General features: G+C 70.9%; 4 protein-coding genes. 2 read left to right on the forward strand and 2 right to left on the reverse strand.

What is annotated here, in order from left to right; genetic code table 11:
* Nucleotides 1–63 precede the first annotated feature (63 nt).
* Nucleotides 64–1,284, reverse strand: coding sequence for an iron uptake system protein EfeO (efeO, locus tag AC1DY2_RS15395; protein ID WP_476763218.1), 1,221 nt, complete (start codon nt 1,282–1,284; stop codon nt 64–66).
* Between the two features lie 43 nt (nt 1,285–1,327).
* Complete coding sequence (gene efeU, locus AC1DY2_RS15400; RefSeq protein WP_476763219.1) at nt 1,328–2,194, reverse strand: iron uptake transporter permease EfeU; 867 nt, start codon at nt 2,192–2,194, stop codon at nt 1,328–1,330.
* Between the two features lie 141 nt (nt 2,195–2,335).
* Here efeU and AC1DY2_RS15405 point away from each other — a divergent pair, with 141 nt between their 5' ends.
* Together AC1DY2_RS15405 and AC1DY2_RS15410 are read left to right on the forward strand one after the other, a co-directional pair.
* Complete coding sequence (locus AC1DY2_RS15405; RefSeq protein ID WP_476763220.1) at nt 2,336–4,498, forward strand: S9 family peptidase; 2,163 nt, start codon at nt 2,336–2,338, stop codon at nt 4,496–4,498.
* A 105-nt stretch (nt 4,499–4,603) separates the two neighbouring features.
* On the forward strand, nt 4,604–4,829 hold a 226-nt coding region (locus tag AC1DY2_RS15410; protein ID WP_476763221.1), incomplete at its 3' end, for an FAD-binding protein.

A 4,829-nucleotide genomic window follows, 5' to 3' on the forward strand; every position in this document is an offset into this window, starting at 1 on the left:
CCCCGGCCCCGAAGAGGCCGAGGAGGTGGCGGCGGCTGACGCCGGAGGCGGACTGCTCGGTCATCAGGCGTCGGGCTCCGTCACGCCGAGCACCGTGTGGGTGAGCTGCGAGAGCGGCTCGGCGAGGGCGTTGACCTGGTCGGAGAGGGTCTTCTTGTCGGCGTCGGTGAGCTCGGCGTAGTCGACGAACCCGGCGTCGAGCGACCCGTACGCGGCGAGCGCCGCCTCGAGCGCGGCGAACTGCTCGTCGATGTCGGCGGCGAGCGCCGTGCCGTCGTCGCCCTTCGACTCGGCGAGCGCGCGCACCGCACCGAACGCGACGCCGGCGCCCTGCACGTTCGCGGCGAAGTCGGAGAGGTCGGTGCCCGACCACCAGTCCTCCTCGCCGGTGATCTTGCCCGCGGCGACCTCGTCGAGCAGCGCGATGGCACCGTTCGAGATGGCGTCGAGCGAGACGTCGAAATCGTCGGCGGTCACGAGGTCGTGCAGCTGGGTGACGTCGGCGACAAGCGCGTCGGCGAACTCCTGGCGCTGCTCGGGCGTGGACGGCGTCCAATTCGCGAGTGCGTCCTGGCCGTCGGAGTTGAGGTCGCCGGCGGCCGGCGGCCAGAGGTCCTTCTCGATGCGGTGGAAGCCGGTCCAGTCGAGGCCGTCAGCCACGGCGTCGACCTCGCGGAAGTCGATCTTCGGGTCGAGGTCGCCGAACGCCTCGGCCGTGGGCTCGATGCGCTCGTAGGGCACGCGGGTCGCGGCGAAGAGCGACCGCGCCGTCTCGTCGTCGCCCGCGGCGTAGGCGGCGGCGAACGCCTGCACGGCCGGCAGCAGCTCGGCCGCCTGCGAGCGCACGTAGGCGAGGTACTCGGTGACGGCCTGGTCGGCGAGCGCCTGGTCGTCGGCCGACACCGCGGATGCCTCGCCGGTGACGGTGAACTCGGCGAGCCCGACCGGCGCCCCGACCTGCTGGAACTTGCACGCCGTGTAGTAGGTGCCCGGCGCGAGCTGCGCGACGAACTCGATCGCCTGCCCGGGGGTGACGTTCTCCTTCTCGCCGACGATGCGCAGTTGGTCGTCGGCGAGGATCTCGAACTCGTTCACATCGCTGCCCGTGTTCTCGAGGCTGAACGTCACGGCGCCGGCGGGCGCGGTGGCGGCGGCCACGGCGCATCCGTCATCGGTGATCGACACCGGAATGGACTGCGCGAGGTCGGACTTCGCGACGCAGCCGGTGAGGGCCAGCGCCAGTGCGGTCACGGCAGCGGATGCCGCGAGGGCACGTCGGTTCATCGGGGATCCAATCGGCGGGGTCGAGGGCGTGCGGGGCTGAGGGTCAGTGCGCGGCGACCGGCGAGACGGGCGCGGCGGGCGCGGCAGCCGGTGCGGGCTTCGGCGCACTGCGACGGCGCAGCAGCCGCAGGTAGAGCGACATCGTCACGGCGACGTACGCGACCCAGCCGACGACCTGCGCCCACGTGGGCTCGGGTGTGAAGTTGAAGATGCCGCTGAGCACGGCGTGCAGCCAGCCGCCCGGGGGGATCACCGCGGTGAGGCTGTAGGCGGTCACGCCGCCGCCCGGGATGACCGAGGCCTCCTGCAGGTCGCCGATCGCGTAGGAAAGCACTCCGGCGGCGACGAGGATGAGGAACACGCCCGTCCAGGTGAAGAACTTCCCGAGGTTGATGCGCACGAGGCCCCTCGAGATGCCCCACGAGACGACGACGGCGGTGAGGATGCCGAGCACGGCGCCGATCGTGCCGAGCACGGGGTCGTTGCCGCCGGCGACGCTGGCCCAGACGAACAGGGCGGTCTCGACGCCCTCGCGGCCGACGCTCACGGCGCCGAGCACGACGATCGCGATCCAGGATCCGGTGAGCGCGGTGTCGACGCGCCCGCGCAGCTCGGAGGAGAGGGTGCGGCCGTGCGTGCCCATCCAGAAGATCATCCAGGTGACCATGGCCACGGCGAGGAGCGAGAGCGTGCCGCCGAGGATCTCCTGCGCCTGGAAGGTCATCGCGTACGGGCCCCACGTGAGCAGGGCGCCGACGCCGAGCGAGATCGCCACGGCGATGCCGATGCCCATCCAGAGCTTGCCGAGCAGGTCGCGCCGGCCGAGCTTGCCGAGGTAGGCGACGAGGATGCCCACGATGAGACCTGCTTCGAGGCCTTCGCGGAGGCCGATCAGGTAGTTGGCGAGCACGTGCGTCTCCCGGCTAGGAACAAGTGGATTGAGCTAAGGCTAACCTAAGCACCCATTCGGGACGAAACGGATGCCCATCTCCGACGCACGGCGTCACCCGCACCTCGAACGTCGACGGCCCATGGGCGTAGCGTGGACGTCGTGCTGACCCCGCCGAAGACCGAGAAGCGTCCGATCCAGCGCGAGCACCACGGCGACGTGGTGGTCGATGAGTACGAGTGGCTGCGGGCCAAGGACGATCCGGCGGTGCTGGCCCACCTCCACCAGGAGAACGCCTACACCAAGGCGAAGACCGAGCACCTCTCGATCCTGCAGGAGCTCATCTTCGAGGAGATCAAGGACCGCACGAAGGAGACCGACCTCAGCGTGCCCAGCCGCGAGGGCGAGTGGTGGTACTACACGCGCACCGTCGAGGGGCAGCAGTACGGCATCCACTGCCGGGCGCCGATCACGAGCCCCGACGACTGGGAGCCGCCCGTGCTGCCCGAGCTCACGGGCGATGAGCTGCCGGATGCCGCGGACGAGTCGATCCCGGGCGAGCAGGTGCTGCTCGACGACAACCTCGAGGCCGCCGGTCACAACTTCTACTCGCTCGGAAGCTTCGACGTGACCGCCGACGGCGCCACGATGCTCTACGCCACCGACGTGGAGGGCGATGAGCGCTACACGATCCGCCTCAAGGCGATCGACGGCACCGACCGGGTCTACGACGACGTCATCGAGGGCACCGCGGCCGGCGCCGTGTTCGACCCGTCGGGCCGCTACCTCTTCTACGCCACCGTCGACGAGTCGTGGCGCCCCGACACCATCTGGCGCCACGAGGTCGGCACCGCGGCATCCGACGACGTCTCGGTCTTCCACGAGTCCGACGAGCGGTTCTGGCTGGGCGTGGGCCTCACCCGCAGTCGCAAGTACCTCATGATCGAGGCCGGCTCGAACGTCACCGGGGAGACCTGGCTGCTCGACACCGCGGACCCCGCCGGCGACTTCACGGTCGTCTGGCCGCGCAAGGACGGCGTCGAGTACGACGTCGAGCACGTGGTCGCCGGTGGCATCGACCGACTGCTCATCGTGCACAACGACGACGCCGTGAACTTCGAGCTCGTGAGCGTCGCGGCATCCGACCCGCAGGGACCGCGACGGATGCTGCTGCCCCACGATCCGGCCGTGCGACTCGAGGGCGTCGACGCCTTCCGCGACTTCGTCGCCGTCGAGTACCGGCGCGAGGGGCTGCCGCGCGTGGCCGTCGCGAAGGTGCCGCCGGCCGGACTTCCCGCGGATGCCACGCCCGACGACACCCTGCACGAGCTGCCGTTCGACGAGGCGCTGTTCTCCGTGGGCGTCGGCTCGAATCCCGCGTGGGAGCAGCCGACCCTGCGCATCGGGTACTCGAGCTTCGTCACGCCGTCGACCGTGTACGACGTCGTCGTCGCGACCGGCGAGCGTCGGCTTCGCAAGCGCCAGCCGGTGCTCGGCGACTACGACGCGACGCGCTACGCGCAGCGACGCGAGTGGGCCGTCGGCGACGACGGGACGCGCATCCCGATCTCGCTCGTGTACCGGCACGACCTCGTCGACCTCGGCACGCCGGCGCCCACGCTGCTCTACGGCTACGGGTCGTACGAGCACTCCATCGACCCGGGGTTCGGCATCCCCCGGCTGTCGCTGCTCGACCGCGGCATGATCTTCGCGGTCGCGCACGTGCGCGGCGGCGGTGAGATGGGGCGCCTCTGGTACGAGCACGGCAAGAAGCTCGAGAAGCGCAACACGTTCACCGACTTCGTCGCCGCGGCGCGGCACCTCATCGACGAGGACATCACCGCACCCGACCGTCTCGTCGCCCAGGGCGGCAGCGCCGGCGGGCTGCTCATGGGCGCCGTGGCGAACATGGGGCCGCGGTACTTCTCGGGCATCCTCGCCGAGGTGCCGTTCGTCGACCCGCTGACCTCGATCCTCGACCCGTCGCTGCCGCTCACGGTCATCGAATGGGACGAGTGGGGCAACCCGCTCGACGACGCCGAGGTGTACCACTACATGAAGTCGTACTCGCCGTACGAGAACGTGCACGTCAACCACTACCCGCCGATCCTCGCCGTGACGTCGCTCAACGACACCCGTGTGCTCTACGTGGAGCCCGCGAAGTGGGTCGCCCGCCTTCGCGACGCCGGGGCCGACCCGCTGCTGAAGACCGAGATGGCGGCCGGCCACGGCGGCGTCTCGGGGCGGTACTCGGCGTGGCGCGAGCGGGCCTTCGCGTACGCGTGGGTGATCGACCGGGCGAAGGCGCACCCCTCGGGCGAGTAGGGGCGCCACGGCGACGGTCGGAGCCGGCGATGCATGCGAACGCAGGGATTCCGCGCTGAGCGAGCATCGATTCCGCTTGTCGGCGGCCTCTGCCAGAGTGACGGAATGTCGATCCTCTCCGAATTGAGTGAGCGCGTTCCCGGCCGGGCGCATGGCCCCGGCACCACCGAGTACGACGCCGGCGCCGCGGTCTTCGCGGGCGTCGGCGAACCCCAGGTCGTCGTGCGTCCGCGCACCGCCGACGAGGTCGCCGCGGCCGTCGGCCTCGCCGCGGCATCCGGCCTGCCCATCGCCGTGCGCAGCGGCGGCCACGGCCTCCTGCCCGTCGACG

The organism is Agromyces sp. P1_H4 (assembly GCF_056405255.1).